The sequence below is a fragment of the Pseudomonas sp. CFBP 13711 genome (assembly GCF_014842265.1).
In the GTDB taxonomy this organism is placed as follows: domain Bacteria; phylum Pseudomonadota; class Gammaproteobacteria; order Pseudomonadales; family Pseudomonadaceae; genus Aquipseudomonas.
The window spans coordinates 1-22,326 of sequence record NZ_JACYVI010000022.1; the positions used below are offsets into that span (position 1 = coordinate 1).

At 60.6% G+C, this 22,326-nt stretch carries 27 protein-coding genes; 17 read left to right on the forward strand and 10 right to left on the reverse strand.

Going from position 1 to position 22,326, the window contains the following annotated elements; translation table 11 throughout:
- Window positions 1-317: 317 nt before the first annotated feature.
- Both IFT47_RS26200 and IFT47_RS26205 read right to left on the reverse strand, forming a co-directional pair.
- Window positions 318-1,505 (reverse strand): benzoate/H(+) symporter BenE family transporter, encoded by a 1,188-nt coding sequence (locus IFT47_RS26200; protein ID WP_192175055.1) that lies wholly within the window; start codon window positions 1,503-1,505, stop codon window positions 318-320.
- 128 nt (window positions 1,506-1,633) lie between these two features.
- Window positions 1,634-2,077 carry a MarR family transcriptional regulator gene (locus IFT47_RS26205; protein ID WP_192175054.1) on the reverse strand — a complete coding sequence of 148 codons (444 nt, stop codon included), beginning with the start codon at window positions 2,075-2,077 and terminating at the stop codon, window positions 1,634-1,636.
- An 81-nt stretch (window positions 2,078-2,158) separates the two neighbouring features.
- Here IFT47_RS26205 and IFT47_RS26210 point away from each other — a divergent pair, with 81 nt between their 5' ends.
- Genes IFT47_RS26210 through IFT47_RS26220 form a run of 3 tightly spaced genes read left to right on the forward strand, consistent with a single transcriptional unit; the run spans window position 2,159 to window position 4,408 of the window.
- Window positions 2,159-3,325: an aminotransferase-like domain-containing protein gene (locus IFT47_RS26210; protein ID WP_192175053.1), complete on the forward strand. Its 1,167-nt coding sequence runs from the start codon at window positions 2,159-2,161 to the stop codon at window positions 3,323-3,325.
- 60 nt (window positions 3,326-3,385) lie between these two features.
- Window positions 3,386-3,988, forward strand: a complete 603-nt coding sequence (locus tag IFT47_RS26215) for a glutathione S-transferase family protein (protein ID WP_192175052.1) — start codon at window positions 3,386-3,388, stop codon at window positions 3,986-3,988.
- 33 nt (window positions 3,989-4,021) lie between these two features.
- Window positions 4,022-4,408 (forward strand): lysozyme inhibitor LprI family protein, encoded by a 387-nt coding sequence (locus IFT47_RS26220; protein ID WP_192175051.1) that lies wholly within the window; start codon window positions 4,022-4,024, stop codon window positions 4,406-4,408.
- Between the two features lie 486 nt (window positions 4,409-4,894).
- Here the strand turns inward: IFT47_RS26220 and IFT47_RS26225 are convergent, their stop codons facing one another.
- Together IFT47_RS26225 and folE are read right to left on the reverse strand one after the other, a co-directional pair.
- Window positions 4,895-5,260, reverse strand: a complete 366-nt coding sequence (locus IFT47_RS26225) for a glutathione S-transferase N-terminal domain-containing protein (protein ID WP_192175050.1) — start codon at window positions 5,258-5,260, stop codon at window positions 4,895-4,897.
- Window positions 5,261-5,339: 79 nt separating this feature from the next.
- Window positions 5,340-5,885, reverse strand: coding sequence for a GTP cyclohydrolase I FolE (gene folE / locus IFT47_RS26230; RefSeq protein ID WP_065989346.1), 546 nt, complete (start codon window positions 5,883-5,885; stop codon window positions 5,340-5,342).
- Between the two features lie 632 nt (window positions 5,886-6,517).
- Here folE and IFT47_RS26235 point away from each other — a divergent pair.
- The gene (locus tag IFT47_RS26235) at window positions 6,518-6,703 is read left to right on the forward strand and encodes a hypothetical protein (protein ID WP_192175049.1); all 186 of its coding nucleotides are present in this window, start codon (window positions 6,518-6,520) and stop codon (window positions 6,701-6,703) included.
- A 76-nt stretch (window positions 6,704-6,779) separates the two neighbouring features.
- Here IFT47_RS26235 and IFT47_RS26240 read toward each other — a convergent pair whose 3' ends face one another.
- The 3 genes from IFT47_RS26240 to IFT47_RS26250 form a co-directional block, all read right to left on the reverse strand.
- On the reverse strand, window positions 6,780-7,340 hold the full coding sequence (locus IFT47_RS26240; protein ID WP_065989376.1) for a Smr/MutS family protein: 561 nt from the start codon (window positions 7,338-7,340) through the stop codon (window positions 6,780-6,782).
- 106 nt (window positions 7,341-7,446) lie between these two features.
- On the reverse strand, window positions 7,447-7,767 hold the full coding sequence (locus tag IFT47_RS26245) for a hypothetical protein (protein ID WP_192175048.1): 321 nt from the start codon (window positions 7,765-7,767) through the stop codon (window positions 7,447-7,449).
- Between the two features lie 234 nt (window positions 7,768-8,001).
- The gene (locus tag IFT47_RS26250; protein ID WP_192175047.1) at window positions 8,002-8,625 is read right to left on the reverse strand and encodes a cysteine hydrolase family protein; all 624 of its coding nucleotides are present in this window, start codon (window positions 8,623-8,625) and stop codon (window positions 8,002-8,004) included.
- Window positions 8,626-8,877: 252 nt separating this feature from the next.
- On the opposite strand from IFT47_RS26250, the gene prmB reads away from it, so the two are divergent.
- Window positions 8,878-9,786 (forward strand): 50S ribosomal protein L3 N(5)-glutamine methyltransferase, encoded by a 909-nt coding sequence (prmB, locus tag IFT47_RS26255; RefSeq protein ID WP_192175046.1) that lies wholly within the window; start codon window positions 8,878-8,880, stop codon window positions 9,784-9,786.
- 189 nt (window positions 9,787-9,975) lie between these two features.
- Here the strand turns inward: prmB and IFT47_RS26260 are convergent, their stop codons facing one another.
- A complete protein-coding gene (locus IFT47_RS26260; protein ID WP_192175045.1) occupies window positions 9,976-10,776 on the reverse strand; it encodes a hypothetical protein in 801 nt (266 codons plus the stop codon).
- Between the two features lie 134 nt (window positions 10,777-10,910).
- Window positions 10,911-11,906, reverse strand: a complete 996-nt coding sequence (locus IFT47_RS26265; RefSeq protein ID WP_192175044.1) for an alpha/beta hydrolase — start codon at window positions 11,904-11,906, stop codon at window positions 10,911-10,913.
- 127 nt (window positions 11,907-12,033) lie between these two features.
- Between IFT47_RS26265 and aroC the strand changes: the two genes are divergently transcribed.
- From aroC to IFT47_RS26295, 6 genes are all read left to right on the forward strand, one after another.
- The gene (aroC, locus tag IFT47_RS26270) at window positions 12,034-13,125 is read left to right on the forward strand and encodes a chorismate synthase (RefSeq protein WP_192175043.1); all 1,092 of its coding nucleotides are present in this window, start codon (window positions 12,034-12,036) and stop codon (window positions 13,123-13,125) included.
- A 31-nt stretch (window positions 13,126-13,156) separates the two neighbouring features.
- Window positions 13,157-14,311, forward strand: coding sequence for an MFS transporter (locus tag IFT47_RS26275; RefSeq protein WP_192175058.1), 1,155 nt, complete (start codon window positions 13,157-13,159; stop codon window positions 14,309-14,311).
- Window positions 14,308-14,922, forward strand: coding sequence for a methylthioribulose 1-phosphate dehydratase (locus tag IFT47_RS26280; protein WP_192175042.1), 615 nt, complete (start codon window positions 14,308-14,310; stop codon window positions 14,920-14,922). Before IFT47_RS26275 ends, IFT47_RS26280 begins: the two co-directional genes overlap by 4 nt.
- Window positions 14,923-15,028: 106 nt before the next feature.
- The gene (locus IFT47_RS26285; protein ID WP_074891918.1) at window positions 15,029-15,574 is read left to right on the forward strand and encodes a 1,2-dihydroxy-3-keto-5-methylthiopentene dioxygenase; all 546 of its coding nucleotides are present in this window, start codon (window positions 15,029-15,031) and stop codon (window positions 15,572-15,574) included.
- Between the two features lie 5 nt (window positions 15,575-15,579).
- Window positions 15,580-16,263 carry an acireductone synthase gene (mtnC, locus tag IFT47_RS26290; RefSeq protein WP_192175041.1) on the forward strand — a complete coding sequence of 228 codons (684 nt, stop codon included), beginning with the start codon at window positions 15,580-15,582 and terminating at the stop codon, window positions 16,261-16,263.
- 322 nt (window positions 16,264-16,585) lie between these two features.
- Complete coding sequence (locus IFT47_RS26295; protein WP_192175040.1) at window positions 16,586-17,302, forward strand: helix-turn-helix transcriptional regulator; 717 nt, start codon at window positions 16,586-16,588, stop codon at window positions 17,300-17,302.
- A gap of 157 nt (window positions 17,303-17,459) precedes the next feature.
- On the opposite strand, the gene IFT47_RS26300 is transcribed toward IFT47_RS26295, so the two are convergent.
- A complete protein-coding gene (locus IFT47_RS26300) occupies window positions 17,460-17,738 on the reverse strand; it encodes a DUF3509 domain-containing protein (RefSeq protein ID WP_074891912.1) in 279 nt (92 codons plus the stop codon).
- Between the two features lie 511 nt (window positions 17,739-18,249).
- Between IFT47_RS26300 and IFT47_RS26305 the strand changes: the two genes are divergently transcribed.
- The 6 genes from IFT47_RS26305 to IFT47_RS26330 all read left to right on the forward strand — a co-directional run bounded on the left by IFT47_RS26305 (window position 18,250) and on the right by IFT47_RS26330 (window position 22,306).
- A complete protein-coding gene (locus tag IFT47_RS26305; protein WP_122624151.1) occupies window positions 18,250-18,786 on the forward strand; it encodes an ankyrin repeat domain-containing protein in 537 nt (178 codons plus the stop codon).
- Between the two features lie 67 nt (window positions 18,787-18,853).
- A complete protein-coding gene (locus IFT47_RS26310) occupies window positions 18,854-19,378 on the forward strand; it encodes a hypothetical protein (protein ID WP_192175039.1) in 525 nt (174 codons plus the stop codon).
- Between the two features lie 109 nt (window positions 19,379-19,487).
- Complete coding sequence (locus tag IFT47_RS26315) at window positions 19,488-19,679, forward strand: PLDc N-terminal domain-containing protein (RefSeq protein WP_037009073.1); 192 nt, start codon at window positions 19,488-19,490, stop codon at window positions 19,677-19,679.
- 181 nt (window positions 19,680-19,860) lie between these two features.
- A complete protein-coding gene (speE, locus tag IFT47_RS26320) occupies window positions 19,861-20,721 on the forward strand; it encodes a polyamine aminopropyltransferase (protein ID WP_192175038.1) in 861 nt (286 codons plus the stop codon).
- Between the two features lie 125 nt (window positions 20,722-20,846).
- Window positions 20,847-21,098: a helix-turn-helix domain-containing protein gene (locus IFT47_RS26325; protein WP_192175037.1), complete on the forward strand. Its 252-nt coding sequence runs from the start codon at window positions 20,847-20,849 to the stop codon at window positions 21,096-21,098.
- A gap of 5 nt (window positions 21,099-21,103) precedes the next feature.
- Entirely contained in the window at window positions 21,104-22,306 is a 1,203-nt protein-coding gene (locus IFT47_RS26330) for a type II toxin-antitoxin system HipA family toxin (RefSeq protein ID WP_192175057.1), read from the forward strand.
- Window positions 22,307-22,326 lie beyond the last annotated feature (20 nt).

Here is a 22,326-nt window from a genome sequence, read left to right on the forward strand (position 1 = left end):
TCTCCCACGGTCTGTACTGTTACAGCAGTCAGATGCGAACTGTTCGTCCCACCACCCCTTCAAGTCTAACCATACAAGCGAGTTTGCTCGCGAAGACGGCATTTCAGCCACTGAAGACTCAGCGGATATCCCGGCCTCTTCGCGAGCAAGCTCGCTCCCACAATCCGTAGGTCGCCAGATACATCGGCGGAGTTGGTATGTTTGACGAGCGCGCGCTTGCCCGTGAATGCAATCTGCCTGCTGCCATTGATGTCGACTGACTCACCGCGAATCGCGGGCCACCGCGCTCCTGCAGAAGAGTGGCATGCCGCGCGCGCTCATTTGCGATAGTTCAAAATCACCAGCGTCAACACCCCCGCGACGATCCCCCAGAACGCCGAACCGATGGAAAACAGCGTCAGCCCCGACGCGGTGACCATGAAGGTGATCAGCGCGGCTTCGCGCTCTTTCGGCTCGTTCATGGCCACGGTCAGGCCGTTGATGATGGAACCGAACAGCGCCAAGGCGGCGATCGACAGCACCAGTTCCTTCGGAAACGCCGCGAACAGTGCCGCCAAGGTCGCGCCGAACACCCCCGCGATGGCGTAGAAAATCCCGCACCAGATCGCCGCCGTGTAGCGCTTGTCGCGGTCTTCGTGGGCGTGGGGGCCGGTGCAGATGGCAGCGCTGATGGCCGCGAGGTTGATGCCGTGGGCGCCAAAGGGCGCGGTGATCAGCGAGATGATCCCGGTGGCCGTAATCAGGGGCGAGGCGGGGACCTGATAACCGTCGGCGCGCAACACCGCAACGCCCGGCATGTTCTGCGAGGTCATGGCGACGACGAACAGCGGAATGCCGATGCTGATGGTCGCAGCGATGGAGAACGACGGCGTGGTCCACACCGGCATCGCCACTTCCAGGGCGAAGCCGCTGAAATTCAGCAGGCCGAGCATGCCGGACAGCGCGACGCCGACCAGCAAGGTGACCAGCACGGCGTAGCGCGGCGAATAGCGTTTGACGATCAGGTAGGTGAAAAACATGCCCAGCACCAGGCCAGTGCGGTGTTGCGCGGCGACGAAGATTTCGCTGCCGATCTTGAACAGAATGCCCGCCAGCAGTGCGGCCGCCAGTGAGGTGGGCAAGCGCTTGACCAGCCGTTCGAAGCTGCCGGTGACGCCGCAAATGATCACCAGTACCGCGCTGGTGATGAATGCGCCGATGGCTTCCGGATAGGCAACGCCGCCGAGGCTGGTGATCAGCAATGCCGCACCCGGCGTCGACCATGCCACCGTGATGGGCGAGCGATAGCGCAGCGACAGGCCGATGCTGCACACCGCCATGCCCATGAACAGCGCCCAGATCCACGAAGAAATTTGCGCCGAGGTCAGTCCGGCGGCCTGACCGGCCTGAAACATCAGCACCAGCGAACTGGTGACGCCGGTCATCATGGCGATGAAGCCGGCGACGATGGCGGAGGGCGAAGAGTCGGTCAGCGGTCGCAATGGCGCGAGGGGCACGTCAGTCATGCGGGTCTATCCTTGGCGCAGCGGTTGAACAGAGCTGCCAGCCTATACGCAGTGGTCATGCCCCGTTGCAATACAGCCATCGGCGCAATGGTCGGCACAGTTTCGGCCGCGGTCTGCAAACCGGCGGGTCAGCCGCGGGTCATCGTGTTGCCCAACGCCTGATTCACCGCCATCCAGCCATCCACCGCGTCTTGCCCGGCTTCGGCGAACACCCGTTGCAGCAGCTTGACCTGCTCGCGGCGCAGAGACTCTTCAAATTTGCGTCCCTCGGCGGTCAGCTCCAGCAGGCGCTTACGTTTGTCGTCCTCGGGCGCAACGCTCAGTACCAGCTCCATCTCAATCAACTGCCGCAGCGGCGTGTTCAGCGCCTGCTTGCTCACCCCGAGCTTGCCGAGCAATTCCTTCACGCTCAGGCCAGGGTAGCGAGCGATGAAAAACACGATGCGCTGGTGCACCCGACTCAGGCCACGACGGTCGAGCATTTCATCGGCCTTGGCGGTGAACGCCTGGTAGCCGAAGAAAAACGCTTCCATGGCAATTTGCTGGGTGGATGAATTTTTAAGGTCAAGCATATTGACGTATCCGTGTGCGGCATCGTAATTTCGGTCAACCAGTTTGACGTATTCCCCTTTCTTTCCGCCAGCGGTGATCCCATGCCATTTTCCGAACGCGTTACCCGTTTGAAGAGTTCACTGATTCGCGAAATCCTCGCCGCCGCCCAGCGCCCGGAGATGATGTCCTTCGCGGGCGGCTTGCCGGCCGAGGCCATGTTGCCCAAGAGTGAATGGGCTGACATGCCGAGCAGTATCGGCCAGTACGGCATGAGCGAAGGCGAGCCGCAGTTGCGTGAGGCGTTGGCCGCTCAAGCGCGGGCGCTGGGCATCGATTGCGACGCGAGTCAGGTGATGATCGTCAGCGGTTCCCAGCAAACGCTGGACCTGGCCGCCAAGCTGTACATCGACAAGGGCACCGAGATCCTGCTCGAAGCGCCGACCTATCTGGCCGCACTGCAGATCTTCCAGCTGTTCGGCGCCGACTGCCTGACCGTTCCGCTGCTCGCCGAAGGCCCGGACCTCGCAGCGCTGCGTCAGCGCCTGGAACAGCACTCGCCGTCGTTTGCCTACCTGATTCCCACGTTCCAGAACCCGTCGGCGGTGCGCTACAGCGAAACCGCGCGGGATGCCGTGGCGGCGTTGCTCGACGAGTTTGGCGTCACCCTGATCGAAGACGAGCCGTACCGCGAGCTGACGTTTGACGGCGGCAGTGCCCGGCCCATCGTCAGCCGCCTGAAAAAAGCCAGCTGGATCTACACCGGCACCGTGTCGAAAACCCTGATGCCGGGGTTGCGCGTCGGCTACCTGATCGCCACGCTGGACCTGTTCCCGCATTTGCTCAAGCTCAAGCAATCGGCGGATCTGCACACCAATCGAGTCGGCCAGTGGCAGGCGTTGCAGTGGATCGGCAGTGAGCACTACGAGCAGCATCTGCTGGAGTTGCGCAGCTTCTACCGCACCCGTCGCGATGCGTTCGAAGCCGCGCTGCAGCGGCATTTCGCCGATCTGGCGGAATGGAACAGTCCCCAGGGCGGCCTGTTTTTCTGGCTGACGCTCAAGCACAAAATCGACACCCGCACGTTACTCGACAGCGCCCTGGCGCAGAATGTCGCGTTTATGCCGGGCGAGCCGTTCTTTGCCGATCCGGACGCGAACCCGGGTTACCTGCGGCTCAATTTCAGTCACATCGACCCCGAGCGCCTGGACGAAGGCTTGAAACGACTGGCCGCCGTCATTCGGCACACACAGCTTTCACAGGCGGCCTGATACATTACGCACACGCACGACCGGCACGACTGACGGCACACGATTGAGGGGAGAGGGCTGATGTACAAGGTTTACGGCGATTACAACTCGGGCAACTGCTACAAGATCAAGCTGATGCTCAACCTGCTCGGCGCGGAATACGAGTGGGTGCCGGTGGACATCCTCAAGGGCGAGACCGAAACCGAAGCGTTTCTGGCGAAGAACCCGAACGGCAAGATTCCGGTCCTTGAGCTCGAAGACGGCACCTGCCTGTGGGAGTCCAACGCGATTCTCAACTTCCTCGCCGAAGGCACGCCTTACCTGCTGACCGAGCCCCGCCTGCGCACGCAAATGCTGCAATGGCAGTTCTTCGAGCAGTACAGCCATGAGCCGACCCTGGCGGTGGCGCGCTTCATTCAGTTTTACCTGGGGATGCCAGAGGATCGGATGGAGGAATACCACTCTTTGCACCGGCGCGGTAACAAGGCGCTGAAAGTCATGGAGCAACAGCTGCTGCGCACGCCGTTTCTGGTGGGCGAAAACTTCTCCATCGCCGACATCGCGCTGTACGCCTACACCCACGTCGCCGATCAGGGCGGCTTCGACCTGACGCAGTTCCCGGCGATTCAAGCCTGGCTCGCGCGGGTCAAACAGCAACCGGGTTACGTCGGCATGCTGGACTGACTTCAGCGTTGTTCACTTATAAGGAGATGAGACATGCAGTACAGGATGATCGCAGTCGGGATGCTCATGGCGCTGGGCATCGGCTGCTCGGCCCAGGCTCAGGACTGCGACGCCAATCAGGCGTCGATGAACCAGTGCGCGAGCCAGGAATACAAAGCGCTGGACGCCGATTTGAACACCCAATACAACGCGCAGATGGGCTACCTGAAGACCCCGGCGCGCAAGAAAGCCCTGCAGGATGCGCAGAAGAAGTGGATCGCGTTTCGCGACGCCGATTGCCAGTATCAGGCCGGCAAGCGGGAGGACGGCGGGAGCATGTGGCCGCTGACTCAGGCGCAATGCCTGTCAGCGCAGACCAAAGTGCGGGTTGAGCAATTGAAGGCGTATACGGCGTGTCGCCAGGAAGGCTGCCCGAAGTAACTGCTCACTTTTTAGGCTGCCTTTGTGGTTTTGACACCACGTTGGCCCGCCGATGACGCAACTCCTGTAGGAGCGAGCTTGCTCGCGAATATGGCGGTACATTCACTAAATCTTCAGCGATTGAAACGCCGCCTTCGTGAGCAAGCTCACTCCCACAGGTTTTGAGGAATGGCCGAGAGGATGAGTTGACCCCGGATCCCACAGGTTTTGCGGAATGGCTGAGAACTGAGTCGACCCCCGATCCCACAGGTTTTGCGGAATGGCTGAGAACTGAGTCGACCCCCGATCCCGTGGGAGCGAGCTTGCTCGCGAAGAGGCCATTCAACGCACTGAATTTCCATCGGCAGGCACGCCGCCTTCGCGAGCAAGCTCACTCCCACAGGTTTTGCGGGATGGCTGAGAGGGTGAGTTGACCCCGGATCCCACAGGTTTTGCGGGATAGCTGATAGGGTGAGCCGACCCCCGATCCCGTGGGAGTGGACTGCATCAAACCGCCGAGAATCGCTTCTCCAGGTAATCAATGATCACTTTCGATTCATACATCCACACCGTCTGGCCTTCTTCCTCGATCCGCAGGCAAGGCACCTTGATCCGGCCGCCGCCGCTGAGAAGCGCCTGACGATCGGGCTCGTTGTTCTTCGCGTCACGAAGGGCCACAGGCACATTCAAACGGCGCAGCGCCCGGCGGGTCTTCACGCAGAACGGGCAGGCGTGGAACTGATACAGCGTCAGCGCTTGCGCCGACGCATCGACGGCAGCCTGGGCTTCGGGAGAACGCTTCTTTTTGCTCGGCCGCGTCAGGAAATCGCCCGCGATTACGAGCTGGCCGAGACCGACTCTCACTGCTTTCATCAACACGCTAAAACCTCACTCGGCGGCACGAACCGCCAGACAGCCTCAGCCTGATGCTGCGGCCTTCAGGACGCCGGGATCACTTGATCAGGCTGAGAAACTCGGTGCGGGTCGCAGCGTTTTCGCGGAATTCACCCAGCATCACCGAAGTGATCATCGACGAATTCTGCTTCTCGACGCCGCGCATCATCATGCACATATGCTTGGCTTCGATGACCACTGCCACGCCCAGCGCGCCGGTGACCTGCTGAATGGCTTCGGCGATCTGGCGGCTGAGGTTTTCCTGGATCTGCAGGCGACGGGCGTACATGTCGACGATGCGCGCGACCTTCGACAGGCCCAGCACTTTGCCGCTCGGGATATAGGCGACGTGGGCCTTGCCGATGAAGGGCAGCAAATGGTGTTCGCAGAGCGAATACAACTCGATGTCCTTGACCACCACCATTTCGCTGTTGTCGGAGCTGAACAGCGCACCGTTGGTGACTTCTTCGAGGGTTTGCTCATAGCCGCGGCAAAGGTACTGCATGGCTTTGGCTGCGCGTTTCGGGGTGTCGCGCAAGCCTTCGCGGGAGACGTCTTCGCCGAGTTGACCGAGGATGGCGGTGTAGTTCTGTTCCAGAGTCACAGGGGTGTGTTCCGTGTGGGTTCAAAAAACGCAGGGTTGCGGGCCTGCAAAGGCGCACATAGTAGCGTAGCTGGACGCGCAGGGGTACGGCAGGCGGCCGAGACGCCTGCGGCATGGCGCCGCCGTGACTGTGTCAGCCGACCTTTACCCAACCTTTACCGAGGGGATATGTCGGAATGTGTCGGCTTGATGTCTGAAGTAACGGGTGACAGATGCCCGGATGAAGAGAGTGCTTATGATGTTTAGCCGAATCGCGAAAATCGCACTGGTGATTGCCCTGGCGTCGTCGGTTTCGGGGTGTTTTTTCGGACCGGGTTGGGGCCGCCACGGCGGTGGCTGGCATGAACACCGCTATTACGACGGTGGCCCATACGATGGCGGACGGGGCGGTTACGGCCCTGGACCTGGACCTGGTTACTACCGCCGCTGATTTTTACTGATCATTTGACGCATGAAGCACAGGCCGCGAAGGGAAGACCCATCCCTCGCGGCCTTTTTGTTGGGTGCAAGTTTCGTATCAGGCTCGATACCTGATCGGTACCAAACCACGACGCGGATTCGCAGGCTTGTGCTGTCAGAAGCAACAGGTGATGAATACCTGTGATCAAGCCCGCTTTAAGAGAGAAATCGAAATGTTGAGTCGTATAGCGAAAGTCGCGATGGTCATCGCGGTGATGTCGGCCATGTCCGGATGCTGGCCATTCTGGGGCCCGGGCGGGGGAGGCCACGGCGGTCACGGAGGCGGTGGTGGCGGTCACTATGAAGGCGGTGGCCCGGGTGGCGGCGGTGGCGGTGGCGGCGGTCCTGGCCCGCGTTGATCGGATAAGCGCTTAATGAGCGGTGGGAGCGACCGGGGGTGTCGCTCCCACAAGGACTGGTAGGCAGACGCCTGCCTTACTCGTCACGTCCTTCCATCATGGTCCGCTTGAGGATCACGTACACCGCGCCTGCGCCGCCATGCTTGGCGATGCACGAAGCAAATCCCAATACCTGCTGGTGCTGACGCAACCACGTGTTGACGTGGCTCTTGATCATCGGCCGCTTGCCGTCCAGCCGCACCGCCTTGCCGTGGGTAATCCGCACGCAGCGCACTTCCAGCTTGGCCGCCTCGGCGAGAAATTCCCACATCGTCTCGCGCGCCATTTCGACGCTCATGCCATGCAGGTCCAGGCTGCCTTCAAAGCTGATCTGCCCCAGCTTGAGCTTGCGCATCTGGCCTTCCTGCACCCCGTCACGGGCCCAGTACAGCGTGTCTTCAGGGCCGACATCGATCACGAACTGGTCTGACAGACCATCAACGGTAATCGTCGCATCGGAGCGCACGGTGGCCGCCTGACGCAGCTTGGCCAGGTTCTTACGGTCGGTTTTGGGTTTTCCTACGTCCGCATGTTCAGTCTTGATGGGCTTTACGCCGCGAATCTCACTTCTGAACAGGGAAAAATCGTCGTCTTGCATGGTGGTCTCCGCGAAGGGGGCCAGTTTAACCGCGTCACGCCAGAATCGGCGCGACTATCGATGATCAGGGCTTTCGATGATTAAACGGCAGCGGATGACGCGAAGGTCAGTCGTGCTTCTTCATCAGGTGGGGAGACATGTTCAGTTCGCCGGCACGACGGCGGCGGCGGCGACTGCGGCGCCAGAACCAGATGCCGACATACAGCATCAACAAACCGACGATGACTGTGACCGCAGCGCCCGCTGGACTGGCGTTGAGTTCGCCCAGTGCGACGGGGTTGCCGATCAGGCTGGCAACACCGGCCATTGCCAGCAGCACGCCAGCAGTGGCCAGAACGGCCGACATCGCTGCAATAATGCGCATCCGCCAGCTGCCCTGGCCCTTGGGGCGCAGGCGACGGGCATCAAAACCATCGGATATTTTCATTCCGATTTCCTCTATGGGTATCGGCGCTCTGACCCGCACAGCGTGGGGGTGGTTCCCGCCTGGCCAGGTTTCAGGGGCATTACGAATCGATTACGGATAGGCGGTCAGGTGAACAGGGTTAACCCCGCCTGACGACTGCATTTGTACGCCTTTTCTTCAGGAACTGCCGGAAAATGATCCGCGCGAGGGGCATGCGCAGTCAGCTCGTTGCAACAGCTCCTGTCGAGGGAGGATTCAGATCAGGTCTTTGGTCAGCGCCAGTTTGGCGAAGTTGTCGTTCATGATTGCCATCTCCGCCTGCTGCACCAGCTCGGCCTTGATAACGCCGCTCGGCGTCGGCAGATCGCGGGTGGCGCAGGCGTCCTCCACCAGCGTGCAGCGAAACCCGTAGTCCTTGGCCGCGCGCACGGTAGTGCTGACGCTGGAGTGGCTCATGAAACCGCACACCACCAGATCCAGCCGGCCACGGCTCTCCAGCAGGCTGTGCAGCGTGGTGCGGTCGTCGGTGGAGACGGTCCCGTTCAGCGCGTTCGGCAGGCGTTTTTCGATGATGATTTCGTCACCCTGCGGCTGCAGTTCAGGCACGAATTGCCCGCGCTCGCCCTGGGGATCGAACATTCCGCCCACGGTGCCCAGATGACGCACGTGAATGATCGGCGACTTTGCTGCACGGGCGGCAGCGACCAGTTTGACGATGTTGTTGATGGCGTCCTGAACGCCGGTCAGGGCGAGAGGGCCGCTGAGGTATTCCTTCTGCGCATCGATGATGATCAGGGTGGCATTACTTAATGTGGCCGCTGCGTATTCACGGCCACTGAGTTGAAACATGGTCTTGGGACCAGTGTTTGAAACAGACATCGGGGGCTCCTTCGAGTGGGGCTTTTGCCACATTGTCCACTGGCAGAGCGATTCTGTGAATCGCCATGCTCACAGACCTCGCTTTTTTGCCGGGCTTCAAGCCGTCGAGCAGGTCGCGGTTGCTGTCATAGTGCCTGCAAAACGAGGTAAAGACTGTGGAAAGTTTTGCGCGAGGCCGCTGCACCCGGTGCGGGATCGTTTGTTCCGTGGATGGCTGATAGAATCGCCCGTCGTTTTTTCAAGGAGTCTGCCGTGATCACTTCCCGCCTGCGCACCCTGCGCGATCATATCCGTTGGGCTGTCAGCCGTTTCCACGGGGAAGACCTGTTTTTCGGCCATGGCACCGACAACGCGTGGGACGAAGCCCGCCAGTTGGTCCTCGGCGCCCTGCACCTGCCGTGGGAAATTGCCGACAGTTACCTGGACTGCAACCTTGAAGACGAAGAGCTGGTCGCGGTGCAACACCTGATCAAGCGACGCATCGAAGAGCGTGTGCCCACGGCGTATCTGCTGGGTGAAGCGTGGTTCTGCGGGATGTCATTCATCGTTGATGAGCGCGTGCTGATTCCGCGCTCGCCCATCGGCGAACTGATCGAGCAGCGGTTCGCACCCTGGCTGGCCAGCGATCCGGCGCGCATCCTCGACCTCTGCACCGGCTCCGGCTGCATTGGCATCGCCTGCGCCGACGTGTTCCCCGACGCTGAGGTGGTGTTGGCCGACTTGTCGTTCGAGGCGCTGGAAGTGGCGAATCAGAACATCGAGCGCCATGGCGTGGACCAGCGCGTGTACACCGTGCAGGGCGATGGTTTCGACGGCCTGCCGGGCCAGCGTTTTGACCTGATCGTGTCCAACCCGCCGTACGTCGATGCCGAAGATTTCGCCGACATGCCTGACGAATACCAGCACGAACCCGAGCTGGCGCTGGCCTGCGGTGACGACGGCTTGAATCTGGTGCGGCGCATGCTGGCCCAGGCCGCAAACCATCTGAACGAGAAGGGCTTGTTGATCGTGGAAGTCGGCAACAGCCAGGTTCACGTCGAAGCGCTGTACCCGGAAGTGGATTTCGCCTGGCTGGAATTCGAGCGTGGCGGCCACGGCGTGTTCATGCTGACAGCCGAGCAGTGTCGCACTCATCAGGATCTGTTTGCAGCGCGGGTCTAGTCAGGCAATCGGCGGACCTGTTCCCGGCTAAAGCCGGTCCTACTGACCGCGTGCAACCGTAGGACTGGCTTTAGCCGGGAAGGCGTCGGCAGTCACGCCGCAAATTTGATGGCGAGCAGACAGGCCTCTTCCCGGCTGAAGCCGGTCCTACAGACCCTTGCTACGGCGTCTTTCCGACTTGACGCCGGGTCACCGGTGCGTCGCAATCCAGATCAGCAGGCCGGCCTGAAACACGGCGAAGGTGACCAGGCAGGCGATGGTGAAGCGCAAGCCGGCGTCGTCCCGGCGGTATTTGCTGACCTTGTCTTCGGACTTCTTGATCGTGACGTCCTGTTCCTGAATCCTCTGTTCGGCCTGTTGCAACATCTGCGCGGCGTCGAGGATCTGCACGATCTGGATTTTGTCGGCGTTCCAGGTGTTATTGAGGTTGCCGACCTTGGCGTCCTTGATGGTTCCTTTCAGGTGCTGAGCATCGGCGTAGACGACTTCGAAACCCTGGGTCTTGAGGAAGTGATCGCGACGCAGGCGCGTGTCCTCGTTGAGCGCATCCTTATTCGCCAGCGCGACGCCTTCAATCTTGTACGCGGCGCATCGTTTCTGCGCCCAGGCGATGCCCTGGGCCAGCATGAAACGGCCCAGCCCACGGTTCCACGGATCGATCTGCAAGCCGGACGCCGGGCCCACGCGAACGCTGCGATTGGCATGATCCACCCAGATATCCAGACAATTCTGTTCTTTGCGGGTCTTCTGCCCCGGCAACTGATAGGTCATGCGCAGCAGGCTGAACTCCTTGCTGTGGCGCTCGGCCTTGCCGAACTCGACGAAGCGCAGCGGGCGGGCGCCGGTGGCGCGGTCGGTCGGCAGGGGCGCCAGACGCAGCATCGAGAAGTGCTCCGCGTGCACTTCTTCCCACAAGACAGGCGCGGCGACCTCGCCTTCTTTGGCATCGGTCGGCTCGACCGCGTCGGTTTGCATGGTTGCTTCTGTCATCACGGCGATCCTGTTATCGACATTGCCCGGCACATGGCACCGGCACACGATGCCAGCAGACAGCTATCGGCCGTTTCTGACGAAGCTAAAGGGATCGTGCGTCGACTTCCGCGTCGACGAGAAGAGCACCGGCCTCAGGCGGCCGGTACCGAGTCGAGAAATTTCAGGATGCGGTCGGTGACTTCGCTGGCCAATGGCAACTGCGGATCCTTGTAGGACGCCAACTGCCGCTTGATATCCATCGGCACGATGCGCAGCACGTGGTTCATGCCATCGATGATCGCCAGTTGCGAGTCGGGTTTGGCCTTGTGCAGCAGCTCGGCGTCGCCCACGCCCACTTGCATGTCGTTGCGGCCCTGAATGATCAGCGTCGGGATTTTCAATTGCCCGAACGCCGCCGTCGGGTTCTGCCGGAACAACGAAATCAGATAAGGCTGCACGCTTGGGCGGAACACCACCTGAAGGGGTTCGGGCACGTCGTTGTCGGTCTTGCCGGCCTTGATCTCTTCGATCAGTTGCTCACTGCGCGCCAGCAGCGGAGGAGGGAGGCGATCCTGCAGTTGCTCGCGGACCACTTGATCCACCGGGCGACCGGTGCCGGCTACGGAAATCAACGCGACGGCGCCCGCACGTTCTGCCGCCAGGGTGGCGACCAGTGCGCCTTCACTGTGGCCCATCAGAATAAGAGGGCCCAGGCGCGCGTCGGTCTTGAGTTTGGCGGCCCAGGCGACGGCGTCGTCGACGTACTTCTCGATGCTCAGATCGCGCTCGTCCGGGGTGGCAGGGCGACTGGCCGCGACGCCGCGCTTGTCGTAACGCACGCTGGCAATGTTGTGCTTGGCGAGGATCAGGGCGAGACGCTTCATGCTGTCGTTGCGTCCGCCATCGGAATTGTTGCCATCACGGTCGGTCGGCCCTGAGCCGGCGATGATCAACACCACCGGCACCGGTTTCGCCGATTTGGGCAGCAGCAGCGTGCCGAACAGCTCGCCGGTGCCGGTGTCCAGGCTGATGGGACGCTGCAGCACGACGGGCGTTCCGGCGTGGGCGATGGATGACAGCAGGGTCAGGCTCAAGATGATCGCTCGCAGCGGCCAGAAGCCGCGAATCAGGGGTAAGGCGCTTAGCATTGCAGGACCGTCATCAATAAAGTGTCAATTGGACGCGGGCAAATGAATAAGGTTCGAGGATGAACTGCGCCATAAGCCTGCGTATACTGGCGCGCTTGAGTTTTTGAACGTCCTCGGAGCCTCCCGCATGTCCGGCAATACCTACGGCAAGCTGTTCACTGTCACCACTGCCGGCGAAAGCCACGGTCCGGCACTGGTTGCCATCGTTGACGGCTGCCCGCCGGGCATCGAGCTGTCGCTGGAAGACCTGCAGCGTGACCTCGACCGCCGCAAGCCGGGGACCAGTCGCCACACCACCCAGCGTCAGGAGCCCGACGAGGTCGAGATCCTGTCCGGCGTCTTCGAAGGCAAGACCACCGGCGCGTCCATCGGCCTGCTGATTCGCAACACCGATCAGAAGTCCAAGGACTATTCGGCGATCAAGGACCTGTTCCGGCCCGCCCACGCCGATTACACCTACCACCACAAATACGGCATCCGCGACTACCGTGGCGGCGGTCGCAGCTCTGCGCGGGAAACGGCCATGCGCGTCGCCGCCGGGGCCATCGCCAAGAAGTTTCTCGCCACCCAGGGCATTACCGTTCGCGGCTACATGAGCCAGCTCGGCCCGATCGAAATCCCGTTCAAGACCTGGGATTCGGTGGAAGACAACGCCTTCTTCAGCCCTGACCCGAGCAAGGTGCCGGAGCTGGAAGCCTACATGGACCAGCTGCGTCGCGATCAAGACTCGGTGGGCGCGAAGATCACGGTCGTGGCCGACGGCGTGATGCCGGGCCTGGGCGAGCCGATTTTCGACCGTCTCGATGCCGAACTGGCCCATGCGTTGATGAGCATCAACGCGGTCAAGGGCGTCGAGATCGGCGCCGGCTTTGCCTGCGTCGCCCAGCGCGGCACCGAGCATCGTGACGAAATGAGCCCGGAAGGTTTTCTGTCGAACAACGCCGGCGGCATCCTCGGCGGGATTTCGTCCGGCCAGCCGATCGTTGCGCATCTGGCCCTGAAAGCGACCTCCAGCATCACCACGCCGGGGCACTCGATCGACGTCGATGGCAACTCCGTCGAAGTCATCACCAAAGGCCGCCACGACCCTTGCGTCGGCATCCGCGCCACGCCCATTGCCGAGGCGATGATGGCCATCGTCCTGGTTGACCACCTGCTGCGCCACCGCGGGCAAAACGCTGACGTGCGCGTCACCACGCCGATTCTGGGTCAGCTGTAATGCCTGAGCCGCGCGTCGCCGCCGCGGTCATCTGAGCGTGGCGGCGCTTCCTTACTGGCGGCTCGCCAGCTTCTATCTGTTCTATTTCGCCCTGCTCGGGGCCACGGCGCCCTACATGGCGCTGTATTTCAGCCACCTGGGATTTTCCGCCGCGCGCATCGGCGAGCTGGTAGCAATCCCGATGCTGATGCGCTGCGTTGCGCCCAACGTCTGGGGCTGGCTCGGCGATTACACCGGCCGACGCCTGACCATCGTGCGCTTCGGCGCCATTTGCGGACTGGCCTGTTTCAGCCTGATTCTCGTCGACCCGTCCTACGCCTGGCTGGCAATGGTCATGGCCCTCTATGCGTTTTTCTGGCACGCGGTGCTGCCGCAATTCGAAGTCATCACGCTGACGCATTTGCAGGGCCAGACTTCCCGCTACAGCCAGATCCGGCTGTGGGGATCGATTGGCTTCATTCTTTCGGTGGTCGTGTTGGGCCGGATGCTGGAGTGGTTCAGCCTGGATTACTACCCGCAACTGCTGCTGTTGATCCTGCTCGGCATTATCGCCAGCAGTTGGTGGGTGCCGAATGCTCAACCGGTGGTCTCGGGCGTGCGGGTCGCGGGGGAGGGCTTTCTCAGGCAGATGATCAGGCCGGGCGTGCTGGCGTTTTATGTCAGCGTCGCATTGATACAACTGAGCCACGGGCCGTATAACACCTTTCTAACGCTGCACCTGGAACACCTCGGCTACAGCCGCGGGGTGATTGGCCTGCTGTGGGCGCTGGGGGTGATCGCTGAAGTGTTGATGTTCATGGCGATGAGCCGTGTGCTGCAGCGCTTCAGTGTCCGTCAGGTGCTGATCACCAGCTTCGTGATCGCCGCATTGCGCTGGCTTTTGCTGGGTAATCTGGCCGATCATCTGGCGATTCTGATCGTCGCCCAACTGATGCACGCAGCCACCTTCGGCAGCTTTCATGCGTCGGCCGTGCATTACGTGCAACGCAGTTTTGGCCCACGCCAGCAAGGTCAGGGTCAAGCGTTGTACGCCGCCCTTTCCGGCACCGGCGGGGCGATGGGCGCTTTGTATTCCGGTTACAGCTGGAACGCGCTGGGCGCCAGCTGGACCTTTGCCATTGCGAGTCTGGCGGCCGTGGCCGCTGCTGTCCTGACCGCCACATGTATGAAAGAGGAGCGCGTATGAGTCGCGAAGCACTGGCTCGGGAAATCATCGAAGCGGGGCAGTTTCTGTACGCCCGGGGCTGGTCGCCCGCCACCAGCAGCAATTATTCCGTGCGCCTGTCGCCGACCGAAGCGCTGCTGACCGTCTCCGGCAAGCACAAGGGCCAGTTGGGCATCGACGACGTGCTGGCCACCGACCTGGCCGGCAACAGCCTGGAACCGGGCAAAAAGCCGTCGGCCGAAACCCTGCTGCACACACAGCTTTATAGCTGCAAGCCAGCGGTAGGCGCCGTGCTCCACACTCACTCGGTCAACGCCACCGTGCTGTCCCGGCTCACTGCCGGCGACCACCTGGTGTTCGAGGACTACGAGCTGCAAAAAGCCTTCAGCGGCGTTTCCACCCATGAATCAAAAGTGGTGGTGCCTATTTTCGACAACGATCAGGACATTGCCCGGCTCGCGGACAAGGTTCAGCCCTGGCTGGATCAGCACCCTGACTGCGCCGGTTACCTGATTCGCGGTCATGGTTTGTACACCTGGGGCGCGAAGATGAACGATGCCTTGCGCCAGATCGAAGCCTTCGAATTCCTGTTCGAATGCGAGCTCAAGACCCTGTCCGTGCTCAACCGCTGATCGCTGCAGCGTTGATGGTTGCGCGCAGCGTCCCCACTGCCTGAATCAAACGCGTCGGATCGGCCCCAGAGCCGACAGACGCGGACCGAACCGAGGAAGCCCCGCAATGAGCAGTCTGTCCGTTTACCACGTGTCATCCCCCGAACTGCCCAACAAGGTCCTGACCCACCTGGAAGACATTGCTTCGACCCTGGCCGAGCACGGCGTGGCGTTTGACCGCTGGCAGGCGGCAACGCCGATTACCCCCGGCGCCAGCCAGGAGGAGGTCATCGCGGCCTACCGCACCCAGATCGACAGGCTGATGACCGAGCGGGGTTACGTGACCGTCGATGTGATCAGCCTCAACAGTGACCACCCGCAGAAGGCCGAACTGCGCGCCAAGTTCCTCGAGGAGCATCAACATGGCGAAGACGAAGTGCGGTTCTTCGTCGCCGGCCGCGGGCTGTTTACCCTGCACATCGACGACTTCGTCTACGCCGTGCTGTGCGAGAAAAACGACCTGATCTCGGTTCCGGCCGGCACCCGTCACTGGTTCGACATGGGCGAGCATCCGCATTTCGTTGCCATTCGCCTGTTCAACAACCCGGAAGGCTGGGTGGCCAAGTTCACCGGCGAAAGCATCGCCAGCCAGTTCCCGCGCCTGGAAGACTGACCAACATGACCATCAAAGCGATCCTGACTGACATCGAAGGCACCACCAGCGCGGTGAGCTTCGTCTTCGACGTGCTCTTTCCGTACGCCAAGCAGCATCTGCCCGGGTTCGTTCGGCAGCATGCCAGCGAACCCGACGTGGCCGCGCAGTTGCAGGCCGTGCGCAACGACAGTGCTGAACCTGACGCGAGTGTCGATCGGGTCATCGAGATCCTGTTGCAATGGATCGCCGAAGACCGTAAAGCCACGCCGCTCAAGGCATTGCAGGGCATGGTCTGGCAGCAGGGTTACCAGGCCGGGCAGCTCAAGGGACACGTTTACCCGGATGCCGTTGAGGCGCTGAAACGCTGGCATCAGGCAGGGTACGCGTTGTACGTCTACTCCTCGGGCTCGATCCAGGCGCAGAAGTTGATCTTCGGCTGCTCCGAGGCGGGCGATCTGTCCGGGCTGTTCAGCGGCTACTTCGACACCACCTCCGGGCCCAAACGTGCCGAGGCGTCCTATCGATCAATTGCCTCAAGCATCGGGCATCCGGCGGAAGCGATTCTGTTTCTGTCCGACATCGTCGAAGAACTCGATGCCGCGCAACAGGCCGGCATGGCCACCTGCGCACTGGTGCGCGATGGCGGAGAACTGAACGGGCACATCAACGTGAGCAATTTTATGGCGATAGAGCCCAGCGCTTTCTGACGCATCAGGTGTGATGAAAACCGACGGCCGATGTCTCTGACATTGGCCGTTTTTGTATCCAAATGCGGAAAAATGTAAGTTGGTTTTTGTTCGTTTGTGGGAAGTTGCTTGTTTCACGGTCAGGCATGCCTGTTTGTTTTCGACGCTGTGTTTAACCCTCCTCGACTGTGTAACCCTTCGCCTGTCGCACCCTGACAGCTTTTGAATGCGCCTCGTGCGGTCGTGTTGACGACAGCACCTGACGCCGTTTTCAGCTGCCATGCATAAAAAATCCAAGGGGCATCAGGGCTGCGAATTTGATGGTTTTAAACGGGAGGGGAACATGAAAAACGCACAGACAGGGACGCTGAGTCCGTTGATACAACAAATGGTCAGCAGCATCACTGAACAGGACGGCGATGCGGCCATCGCCAACGCACTTGACTGGCTACGGGCCGAATGCCGCAGCGAACGGGCCATGCTTTATCAGTATCGCAACGGCGTGCTGCTTAGTTGCATCACGTCGAACGTCGACAGCTACTGGAAGGATCTTTATTGCCAGGGACGCCTGATGATCGAAGACCCGGTTATCCGTTGCTACCGCCACACCATGGGCTTTCTGAATTGGGAAGAGGCCTTCAAGACCTACCCGCCGTCTGCTGCCTACATGGCTGCCGTTGAGGATTGCGACCTGCTTCCGGCGTTTTCCTATGGCTACAGCAGCCAGACGCGCGCCAATCAGGGCGTCGTCACCATCTGCACGCTCAACGGCATGGAGCGACCGCTGAGCCACAACGATCGCTACCTGCTCACCAGTCTGGTGCCGATGCTTCACGTGGCGGGGAAGGGCCGACAACTGCAGACGCGGGCGCTGTCTCCGAAAGAACTGGAGATCCTCAAATGGGCGCGGGAAGGCAAGACGGCGTGGGAGATCGGGCTGATAAAAGAAGTTTCGGAGGCGACCGTGAAGCATCACTTCAAGAGCATCTACGCCAAGCTCGGGGTCACCAACCGCGCTCAGGCCGTGGGCGAGGCATTGTGTCGGGGGATCATCCAGTAGACGGAGGCCCAATGCGCGCCAGCGTCTAACGTCGCCCTCAGCGAAAAAAAGCCCAAAAAAAAACCGCGATAGCATCGACTATCGCGGGAATCTACAAGGGATGCTTCGATGAGAGTGAAACGTGCTGCTACCGGAACGCCAGGTTCCGGCTTCGTACTTATCGGGTGTGATAAGTAGGCAGATCAAAACGGTGCTGGCTCTGCAACATCGAGATAGCGGGCAGCTCGCTGGCTTGTGCGGCCAAGTCGCGACGAATCGCGCTGATCACCCATTCCAGTTGTACTGGGGTGTGCAGTTGAGCGTAAGACACGCAGCGGCGGATGTTGGTGCCTTCTTCATTGCGCAGAGTCAACAGAACGCCACCGTCCGGACGCGGCTGGGTGGTGACTTCGAAATCGGAAAATACGGATGCGAATTTTTCTTGGATGAAAGTCATGTCTAGAGGCTCCATTGCTCATGGGATAACAGGCTTGGAATGACTAGTGCAGTGACTGTGCCAGCTTTTGACGTTAAATAAATTTCAATAAAATCAAGGGTTTATAGGTTTTTCAAAAATTCTGCTTCGTGCAATTTGCATGAATGCCTCTCGTGCATCCTGCAATTTACCGGAGTGGGGGGTGGTGAAGGGGTGCTGCGGGGCGGGAGTCGGGCTTTGCGGACATAACTGAGACAGCGGTATCCGGGATTTATTTCGTTTTGTTGCGAAATTTTCTCGCCGGGCTGTCAGCTGGCGCTATCGGGCTCATTGAAACTGATCGTTTGGCGCCGGTTGATGAAGCTGGCATCGTTGGTGTCATCTGCGGCGGCGCTATCGACGGTGCGCATGAGCGATGGCGTCATCAGTGGAACTACAGGCTTTGTCCACGGCTCATAGATTGCCTGGCCCGTGAATCGCCGCATCCTTTGATTTTGTCCCGCGCAATGCCTTGCGCTACTGGAGTTAAGAAATGTCAGAAGCCCCCACCACGCCCGGTTCTGCCACGCGCATGACAGACGAAGAGGCACTGGAATTTGCCGAGCAGGTGTTCGACCGGGCTCGTGCTGGTGACGCCCCGATGCTCGACCGGCTGCTGGAAAACGGCTTGACCCCCAATCTTCGCAACCATAAAGGCGACACGCTGTTGATGCTGGCCAGCTACCACGGTCATCAGGACGCAGTGCGGGTGCTGCTCAAGCACAAGGCTGACCCGGAACTGCGCAACGACAACGGCCAGAGCCCGATCGCTGGCGCTGCGTTCAAGGGCGATCTGGAAACCGTGAAGATCCTTGTGGAAGGCGGCGCAGACGTCGAAGGCGCATCAGCCGACGGCCGTACCGCATTGATGATGGCGGCGATGTTCAACCGTACCGCGATCGTCGACTACCTGATCTCCAAAGGTGCCAACCCTCACATCCAGGATGCCAAGGGTGTCACCCCGCTGATGGCCGCGCAGACCATGGGCGCGACCGAGACCGCCGAACAGCTCACACGTCTGGGGGCGTAAGCGATAGAGGCGCGCAGCATTTCCAGCTATCCTGCGCGCCTGTTTTCCAGCCCCCGGACGATCTGCCATGAAAGCTTCACTCATCGAATTCATCAGCAAGATCAGCTCCGGCTGCATGAGCGATGAAGAAATCGAAAAAATCGCCGACGAAGCCGCCCAGGCTTACGCCGACCCCGACGCATTTCTGACCGCCAACCCCGACATCAATTTCGACGACACCTTCCCGATCCCGCTGGGCGAGTGGGTCGTCATCGGCAGCCTGCCTGATACCGTCTTGCTTCAGGCTGATACCTATCCTGATCTGCTCACCGAGATCATGGCGTCGTTCGGCCCCAACGTGCCGTTCAACATCAAGCCCAAACAGCTGACCAAAGCTGAACCCCTGGCCGCGCTTAACCGAATTCAGATTCAGCTTTCCAGCATGAACAAGGACATGGGCGGGTATGTGCTGATGGACATCAGCGAGCCGCTGGACCACGTGTTGCAGACGGTGCTGGTCTACGGCGCTGACGTTGAGCGGGTCATGGCACTCGGCGTCGAGCTCGGCATATTGGTAGAGCCCGCGCTGGAGGCGCTCAAGGCGCAGGTTTGATCTCCGGCACCGCGTTTTGCTGCGCCAAGAAATATCCCTGCCGACCAATGGAACCCTGATTGCAACCCGCCACTCTCAAGTGAGCAAGCCTTCAATTAGGAGCAACACCATGGGTTCTACCTTCAACGGTCTGATTGGCCTGATCATTCTGGCGCTGGATATCTGGGCCATCATCAACGTGCTGAAAAGCGGCGCGGAAACCGGGAAGAAAATCCTCTGGATTTTGCTGATCGTTATCCTGCCGGTGCTGGGCCTGATCATCTGGGCAATCGCTGGCCCGCGTGGCAACGTGCGTATCTAGTATCGCAGCAAGGCTTCAGAACACATGACGCCCGACTGGCCTGGCCCGTCGGGCGTTTTTGTTTTGCCAGATCACCCGCGCCACCACGACATTCGACCTGTCATGCTCCGCGACGTAGAATGCGCGCCTTCTTGTGGGCGGCCTGCCGTCCTGTCATCAGTAGTTATCGGGGACTCCATCCATGAGCGATTATCAAGAAACGTTGTATGAAGGCTATGGCCAGCGCTTTCGCATGGAAAAGATGCTGCATGAAGTGCGCACCGAGCATCAGCATCTGGTGATCTTTCAGAACCCGCGCATGGGCCGGGTCATGGCGCTGGACGGCGTGATTCAGACGACCGAAGCCGACGAATTCATCTATCACGAGATGCTCACCCATGTGCCGATTCTGGCCCACGGCCGCGCCAAACGTGTGCTGATCATCGGCGGTGGCGATGGCGGCATGCTGCGCGAAGTCGCCAAGCACGCGACGGTCGAGCACATCACCATGGTCGAGATTGACGGCACTGTGGTCGAGATGTGCAAGGAATACCTGCCGAACCACTCCAAAGGCGCTTTCGATGATGCGCGTCTGAACCTGGTCATCGACGACGGCATGCGCTTCGTTGCCACCACTCAGGAAAAATTTGACGTCATCATTTCTGATTCGACGGACCCGATCGGGCCGGGTGAAGTGCTGTTTTCGGAAAACTTCTATCAGGCCTGCCATCGCTGCCTCAACGAAGGCGGGATTCTGGTCACGCAGAACGGCACGCCGTTCATGCAACTGAGCGAAGTGCAGACCACGGCAGGGCGCATGAATGGCCTGTTCGCCGACTGGCATTTCTATCAGGCAGCGGTGCCCACCTATATTGGTGGCGCGATGACGTTTGCCTGGGGCTCGACGGATTCCGAGCACCGCAAGATTTCGCTGGATACCCTGCGTCAGCGATTCGCCGGCAGCGGCATCGTCACCCGTTACTACAACCCTGAGGTCCACATCGGCGCCTTTGCATTGCCGCAGTACGTGCTTCAGGCGATCAGCAAGCCCAGCAACTTCTGACGGCTGATGTGTTACGCAAACATGACATTAGCCAGGCGATGTCAGGTTTGCGTAACTTCTCCTTGCTCGCCAGTCATGTCACGTATACATTCCATTGATTGTTTAATGTTATGCAGGCGTGACAAATGGACGCGACGTTATTGCTCGAGCGCTTGGGCAGCCAGATCGAAGAGATGCGCAAATCCCGCGGCCTTACTCAGGTGCAGCTGGCCTACCAGTCGGGCATGACACGGCAAAAGCTTGCAGAAGTCGAAAAAGGCAGCCCGACCGTGGCGGTGAATTTCTACGCCAAGGTGCTGGCCGCGTTGAATGCCGAGATAAAAGTCGTTTCCGCCCGACGCCCGACGTTTGAAGAGCTGCGCGAGGTGTTCCAGTGAAACCGCTGGATCGTGTACGCATTTTTACCCCGGAGGGTGAGAGTGGTGAGCTGTCGGCATCTGAGTCCGGCGACTACCTGTTTCGCTACGGCCTGGACGCCAGCCCGGCGTCGCAGATCAGCCTGACCATGGGCGTTCGCGATGCGGCTTACGTCTCGCGCAGCCTGCATCCCGTCTTCCAGATGAACCTGCCCGAAGGCTTCGTGCTGGAGCAGTTGCGCAATCGCCTCGCCAAAACCACGCCCGTCAACCCCATGCTGCTCATGGCATTGACCGGTAGCGGTTCGCCCGTCGGCCGCGTCGCCGTGGCGTCTCCGATGATCGACGACTTGCTGGGTGGGGCGGGCCCCGTTGCAGGCAAAAGCCTGGGGCAGATACTCAGTTGGGACGGGACGCAGGATCTGTTTGCCGAACTGGTCGATCAATACATTTTGCGCACGGGGATTTCAGGCGTTCAGCCCAAGGTCATCGTGCCCGATTCGGACTTCGTTACGGACCCTAAAGCCACACTGTTGATGCCCGAATTGATCGTCAAGTCGGGGAGGGCGGACTTCCCCGGGCTGGCCGTCAACGAATACGTGTGCATGGACGCGGCGCGCAGAGCCGGCATGCCGGTACCGGAATTTTATCTGTCGGATAACCGTCAGCTGTTCGTCATGCGCCGCTTTGATCGGGACGCTGACCAGCGTGCCATCGGCTTCGAGGACATGGCCGTGCTGATGGGCCTGGGCACGGAACAGAAATATGACTCCAGCTATGAAAACATCGCCAAGGCCATTCGCCTGTTCTGCGCGCCTGAGCACGTGCGTGATTCGCTGGATCAGTTCTTCGACATCGTCGCGCTCAGTTGCATGGTCGGCAACGGCGATGCCCATCTGAAGAACTTCGGGGTGCTGTATCGCGACCCGCTGGGGGCGGACGCTCAATTGGCGCCAGCCTACGACATCGTCAACACCACCGCGTACATAAAGGACGACGCGCTCGCCCTGCGCCTGGATGGCTCGAAGAGCCTGTTCGGCTCGAGGCTCGGCATTCTGACCCTCGCGTCGACCTGCGACATCCGCAAACCGAACGTGCGCATCGAACGGCTGATCGCAGCGGTGCAGGCGTCGCTGCAGGAAAACGCCTCGCTCAACGCCCACGCACCCCATGTTTTCGACGCCATCGAACACGCCGTCGAGCGGTATGCCCAGACGTTCAAGGTGTGAGCGCTATTCAAGGCTTTGTA